General features: G+C 62.4%; 6 protein-coding genes. 2 read left to right on the top strand and 4 right to left on the bottom strand.

All coding sequences use genetic code 11. From position 1 onward, the window contains the following. From EN884_RS22780 to hemP, 4 genes are all read right to left on the bottom strand, one after another. A partial coding sequence (locus EN884_RS22780; RefSeq protein WP_164768785.1) for an iron chelate uptake ABC transporter family permease subunit occupies positions 1-663 on the bottom strand: 663 nt, incomplete at its 3' end. An 11-nt stretch (positions 664-674) separates the two neighbouring features. Continuing rightward, the gene (locus EN884_RS22775; RefSeq protein WP_063168166.1) at positions 675-1,583 is read right to left on the bottom strand and encodes a hemin ABC transporter substrate-binding protein; all 909 of its coding nucleotides are present in this window, start codon (positions 1,581-1,583) and stop codon (positions 675-677) included. An 11-nt stretch (positions 1,584-1,594) separates the two neighbouring features. After that, positions 1,595-2,656 carry a hemin-degrading factor gene (locus tag EN884_RS22770; RefSeq protein ID WP_063168167.1) on the bottom strand — a complete coding sequence of 354 codons (1,062 nt, stop codon included), beginning with the start codon at positions 2,654-2,656 and terminating at the stop codon, positions 1,595-1,597. A 23-nt stretch (positions 2,657-2,679) separates the two neighbouring features. Next, on the bottom strand, positions 2,680-2,886 hold the full coding sequence (gene hemP / locus EN884_RS22765) for a hemin uptake protein HemP (protein WP_063168168.1): 207 nt from the start codon (positions 2,884-2,886) through the stop codon (positions 2,680-2,682). 198 nt (positions 2,887-3,084) lie between these two features. Between hemP and EN884_RS22760 the strand changes: the two genes are divergently transcribed. Together EN884_RS22760 and EN884_RS22755 are read left to right on the top strand one after the other, a co-directional pair. Continuing rightward, a complete protein-coding gene (locus tag EN884_RS22760; RefSeq protein ID WP_082826469.1) occupies positions 3,085-5,283 on the top strand; it encodes a TonB-dependent hemoglobin/transferrin/lactoferrin family receptor in 2,199 nt (732 codons plus the stop codon). Positions 5,284-5,288: 5 nt separating this feature from the next. Continuing rightward, positions 5,289-5,732: a hypothetical protein gene (locus EN884_RS22755; RefSeq protein ID WP_063168170.1), complete on the top strand. Its 444-nt coding sequence runs from the start codon at positions 5,289-5,291 to the stop codon at positions 5,730-5,732. The last annotated feature ends 77 nt before the right edge of the window (positions 5,733-5,809 follow it).

Raw genomic sequence — 5,809 nt, 5'->3', positions numbered from 1 at the left:
GGTCGCACCACCGAGCGATCCGAGTTGCCAGAAGGTCAGGTCGCGCAACTGGCGATCGTCGGCCATGAAGATAAGGATGCCGGTCAGCGCCATGGCGAGCGCCGCCAGCGCGATGCCCGCGAGCAGCATTGTGGCAACCGAGGTTTGCCCCCGCCGCGTCGCGACCTGATAGAGCATCAGCGTGGTGGCGAGCCCGCCACAGAAGGCCGCCAGCGGCAGGGCAAGCGTGCCGAGCAAGACTGTCACCGGAGCCAATATCGTCGCGCCGAGCACGATGACGGCAACCGCGCCGAGGCTGGAGCCGGCCGAGACGCCGATCAGGCCGGGGTCCGCCAGCGGATTGCGGAACAGCCCCTGCATGACCGCGCCGGAGACGGCGAGCGCCGCGCCGACCAGCATGCCGAGGATGACGCGCGGCAGGCGGATGTCATAGACGATCAGGCTGTCGCGGGCGCTCAACGCGGCGTCGTCAGGCACTGCGCCGAACAGCCAGCCCCCGATGACGTTGGCGGCCGATGCGTCCGAAGCCCCCGATGTCAGCGACAGAAAAACGGCAGCCGCGAGCCCCAGGCACAGCAGAAGGATGACGATGCGGGCGCGGCCCGACCGGTCGCCTTCGGATACGCTTGCCATCACCGGGCCGGCGATCGATTGATCGACCATGATCTGCCTGCTCAGTCCGTGACCTGCCCGCCATAAAGCGAGACAGCGAGGTCGTGGATGGCATCAGCCGTGCGCGGCCCGAAGCCGAGCAGATAGGCGCCGTCGATGCGGATCAGCTTGTGCGCCGTTCCGGCCGGCGTGGAGGCGATCGACGGATTGACGAACAGTTCGTCGTCCGAAACCGGAGGCCCGGCATTGCTCATCATCAGGATCACGTCAGGCCTGGCGGTTATGATCGCCTCGTCGGACATCTGCTTGTAGCCGGAAAAGCCCTCGACCGCGTTGACGCCGCCGGCCAGCTTGACCATGCCGTCGGCGGCGGTCTCGCTGCCGGCCGCCAGAATCTTGCCACCCTGTATCGACAGCACGAACAGGATGCGCTTGCGCTCCTTGATCGAAGCCGTCTGCTTCTCGGCGGCCGTGAGCTTGGCATCGAGCTCCTTGGCCAGCACCTCGGCCTTGGCGTCGACGCCGAGCGCCTTGCCGACGATGCGGACCTTCTCGAGAATGCCTTCGTGGCTGTAGTGCTCGGGCACCTCGATGAACGGCACGCTCGTCTTCTTCAAGACATCGACTGCTTCCTTGGGGCCGCTGCCATGCAGCGCCAGGATGCCGGTCGGGTCGACCGACAGCACACCCTCCGGCGACAGCGCGCGCATATAGCCGACATCGGGCAGCTCAAGCGCCGCCTTTGGGAACCGGCTGGTGGAATCGCGTGCCACCAGATGCTTTTCCTGGCCGAGAGCATAGACGATCTCGGTGATCGAGCCGCCAATGGCCACGATCTTTGAAGGATCGGCAAACACGGCCGTGCCTTCCGCGGCGCTGGCGGGTTGCAGTGCGATAACAGCCATGGAGAGACCGATCACCGGCCCCAAAATAGATCCGCGCACAGCCGACAATCTTGGGAAAACACTCATAGCATTTTTTCTCAGGCTGCAGTCGGGCTTGGGATGCGCGGCAGGTTTTCCGCCAGGAAGCGCCAGTCGTCTCGCTCGCTTTCGCCTTCATGACGCTTGCCGAAGAACTGGATGATCATCTTGCCGTCGGCGTCATAGACCTCGAGCGAGGTGACATGACCGTCCTTGGTCGGCTTGCGCACGGCCCAGACCTCGTGGATGTGGTCGGTGCGCAGATGCAGGTGGAAGGTTTCGTCCAGCACGTTGATCCATGGTCCCATCGGCTTGATCGACTTGATCGGACCGGAATGGATCTGGATGCAGCCGCGGTTTCCCACAAAGCACATGATCGGCATCTCGCCCTCCGCGGCATGATGAAACATGGCCCGGACCGCCTCATTGTCGAGCTGCCAGGCATAGTCCTGCCCAACCAGGCGCACCGCCTGCCGGCGGCTTAGTTTCAGCGTCTTCAGCATACCAAAGAACTGGTGCACGTCGGTCAGCCGGCTCCAGCGGTCACGCAGATCGTCGAGATTGGCGGCCGCTTCGTCGCCATGGATCTCGTCATCGGGGAGTGGCCCCGAGATGTCGACCGTCGGTTCCTGGTTGGACGATTCGAGCGCGGCGACCAGCTTCTGATAGGCATAGAGGCTGGAGGCCGGCCGCAGATGCACCTTGTGCACGGCCTCGCCTGCCGCATCGAAGAACTGGAGGCTGCGGCGGATTTCGTCGCCGTCGCGCTTCTCGATGGCAAAGCCGTGCGCCCAGACCTTCGGGAAGATGCGCAAGTCGATGTTTTCGCCAAGCACCATGGCATTGTGGGTGCCGGTGACGACCTTGTCATAGACGCCGATCTTCTCGTGCACCGCGCTGTCATTGCGGGTCAGCGCCATGACCTCGCCGACGGCCTCGAGGCCGGTCAGAAGATCGTTGACGCGCGGCTCGATGCGGACGACGCCGTCGCCGCAATGCGCCGCGACCAGTTCGGCTTCCGAAATGCCGAGATGGGCAGCCAGATCACGCTCGCGCGTCTTCGGATTGTCTGTCCGTGCCCGCCGGATTTCATGCGGGGCGGGTTTTACGCGCTGATCCATGTCTCGGTCCCTGTTGCCTTGTCTTACTTGTTGAGAATGAGCTTGCCCTGGCGGGTGATTTTCAGCCGGTAGAGTGCACCGTGATGCTCGATGCCTATCTCGTGCTCGCCCTGGAACAGGGTGTTGCTGGAAAGGGTTCGTACCGCCAGCGGAACCCGGTCGAAATGGGGGGAGGCATCGTCGGGACGGCGGACGCGATAGCGAAAATCGTTGGGATTGTGGGTGTTCATCTGGATGGATCCCTTTCCTGTGCCGGGCGTCTGGCTAGGCGTTGCGTAATCCGATTCATTTCTTGACTTGAATAATCATGTTTACTAGTCAGTGCAATACCGGATTAAATGAGTCAACATTTAAGACGTCGGCGACGATCAAAAATGCCAGCCAGCCCCGGGCCAGCCAGCATGAAACCTGGACTTTGGAGTTGGGGCATGGGGTTTGTGACTTGGGAATGGCGCGGCCGGTCGGCGGCGAACGGCGCGGCGGCATTGCTGGCAAGCGTGGCGGCGATTGCCTTATCGGCGCAACTGGCCAACGCCCAGCAGGCGGCGCAGACGACAGATCAAACGAAGAAGGCTGAAGAGGAAAAGGCAGCACCAGCGGGAGCAACGCTGCTCGACAAGATCCTCGTCATCAGCCGCACCGGCGAGACGGCGATCGAATCGCTGGCATCGGCCAGCCATATCGGCCAGGAACAGCTCGACCGCCGCATGGCGACGACGCCCAATGAGATGCTGCTCGGCGTGCCCGGTGTCGCGGCGCAGGCCGACGCCAGGCGCGTCAGCACCAGCATCAACATCCGCGGCCTGCAGGATTTCGGTCGCGTCGCAGTCATCGTCGACGGCGCACGACAGAATTTCCAGCGCTCCGACCACGGCACGCAGTCGACCTTCTACATCGACCCCGAACTCGTCAAATCCGTGGATGTTATCCGTGGTCCTGTAGCCAACACCTACGGCTCGGGCGCCATCGGCGGCGTCGTCTTCTTCGACACCAAGGATGCCGAGGATTTCCTCAAGCCTGACGAGACATGGGCCGGTTCCGTCACGGGACGCTATGAGAGCAACGGCAAGGGCTGGACCACAAGTGCATCCGGCGCCTACCGCATTAACGAGAATTGGGACGTGCTGGGCAACATCGTCTACCGCGACTATGACGACTACAAGGATGGCGGCGGCGACACCGTCAAGGGCACCGGCTTCGACGTGCTGAGCGGACTGCTCAAGACCAGCATACGCCCGACCGACAACAGCGAACTGAAGCTCGGCTGGGTCGGCTCAAGCGATGGCTGGAACGAGATCAGCGGCGGTGCGCCGGTCAATGACGTCGACCTGAAGTCGAACACCTTCACGGCGCGCTACAACATCACGGATGAGGACAAGAGCTGGCTCGATCTCCACATCAACACCTCCTACAACAAGACCAACCTCGATCTGACCAGCCTTGTCCCGCAAAACCGCTTTGATCCGGTCACCGGCCTTCCCGTTGTCTTGCCGGCGGGATCGCAGTCGACATTCGACGTCGGCACCACCGGCATCGACATCTGGAACACGTCCCGGTTCGAGACGAGTGGGATCGCGCACGAGCTGACCTATGGCGGCGACTGGGTCGGCGATAACGTCGAGACCGGCGGCGCGGCTGGTGGCGACAGTTTCTACACGCCTTCGGGCAAGCGCAACGTTTCGGGCGCCTATGTCCAGGACAAGCTCACCTGGGAGTGGCTCGAAGTCATCGCCGGGCTGCGTTACGACAACTACAGTCTCAAAGATGACACCCACGACATTTCCGGCGACAGGGTATCGCCGCGCATCACCGTCGGCGTCTCCCCGTTCGAATCCGCAGGCCTTGCCGGCCTTCAGTTTTATGGCACCTATGCCGAGGGCTATCGCTCGCCATCGATCGCCGAGACGCTGATCAGCGGCAATCATCCGGCAGGCGTCAGCTTTCCGTTCCTGCCCAATCCCAATCTGCGGCCGGAGACTGGAAAGACCGTCGAATTCGGCGTCAACTACAAGCAGAACGACATCCTCGAAGCCGGCGATGCGCTGCGCATCAAGGCAGCGTATTTCAACAATGATGTCGAAGATTACATCGATGGCGTTACCCTGTCGCGGTTTGACCCGACAGCCGGTTGCCCGAGCGGACCCGGTATCCCGATATGCTTCCAGTACCAGAATTTTGCCAAGGCCAAGATCGACGGCTTCGAACTGGAGGGCGTCTATGATGCCGGATGGGGCTATGCCGGCCTCTCGGCTTCAATCACCAATGGTCACACCATTTCCTACAAGGGTGTGGAAGCGGATCTCGCCACGATCCCATCATCCCAGGTCACCGCGCAGCTCGGCTTGCGCTTCCTCGAGGACAAGCTGACCGTCGGCGGCGAAGTGCAATACAATGGCAAGCCCAAGGGCAATCCGATCGCCGAGGACTACACGCTGGTCAATGCCTTTGCCAGCTACCAGGCGACGGACAATTTGAAGATTGATTTCCGCGCCGACAATCTGTTCGATGTCAAATACGCCAACCCGCTTAACCTGACCACGGCTGGCCAGCCGCCGCAGCCGGTTTTCGCGGCCTACGAGCCCGGCATAACGCTGAAGCTGGCGGCAACGATGCGGTTTGGAGGCTGATTGCCATGACGAGCTTGACGACACCCCTTCGTCTGCTGACCTCGATGCTGGCGATGTCGCTTGCGATGGTTTCGGCGTGGGCGCAAGAGTCCGCGCCGGCCCCCACGCTCACCCTGGAACTCAATGGCGCGCAACCTTCCGACAAGGGTTGCCGCCTGAGGTTCGTGGTCAACAACAATCTCGGCGCCGACCTGTCCAAGGCTGCCTTCGAGATCGCCTTGTTCAACGAGGCAGGCGTCGTCGACCGGCTGACCGTGCTCGATTTCAAGGAATTGCCGGCCGGCAAGACCAAGGTGACGCGTTTCGATCTGGCCGGCACCGAGTGCTCGAAAGTCAGCCGCGTGCTGATCAACAGCGCGACCGAATGCACCGGTACCGGCGTCGAACCGAACGCCTGCATGCGCAAGCTGAAGACGGACACCAAGACCGGTATCGCCTTCGGCGTCTGAGGTGGGACTGCATCCCGCATTCCTGCAAAACAAAACGGTGTGGCCAGCTGCCGGCCACTGCCGACTGCCGCTGCGAG

Origin of the sequence: Mesorhizobium sp. M7A.F.Ca.AU.001.01.1.1, assembly GCF_004022735.1 — a bacterium.
Lineage (GTDB): Bacteria > Pseudomonadota > Alphaproteobacteria > Rhizobiales > Rhizobiaceae > Mesorhizobium > Mesorhizobium ciceri.
Note: the sequence above shows the minus strand (reverse complement) of the source record. Positions and strands in the feature narration are given on the sequence as shown.

Bases quoted from the DNA above. Each gene is read 5' to 3' on its own strand.
- EN884_RS22770 (WP_063168167.1), bottom strand. From the start codon at position 2,656: ATGGATCAGCGCGTAAAACCCGCCCCGCATGAAATCCGGCGGGCACGG.
- EN884_RS22755 (WP_063168170.1), top strand. From the start codon at position 5,289: ATGACGAGCTTGACGACACCCCTTCGTCTGCTGACCTCGATGCTGGCG.
- EN884_RS22775 (WP_063168166.1), bottom strand. From the start codon at position 1,583: ATGAGTGTTTTCCCAAGATTGTCGGCTGTGCGCGGATCTATTTTGGGG.
- EN884_RS22760 (WP_082826469.1), top strand. From the start codon at position 3,085: ATGGGGTTTGTGACTTGGGAATGGCGCGGCCGGTCGGCGGCGAACGGC.
- hemP (WP_063168168.1), bottom strand. From the start codon at position 2,886: ATGAACACCCACAATCCCAACGATTTTCGCTATCGCGTCCGCCGTCCC.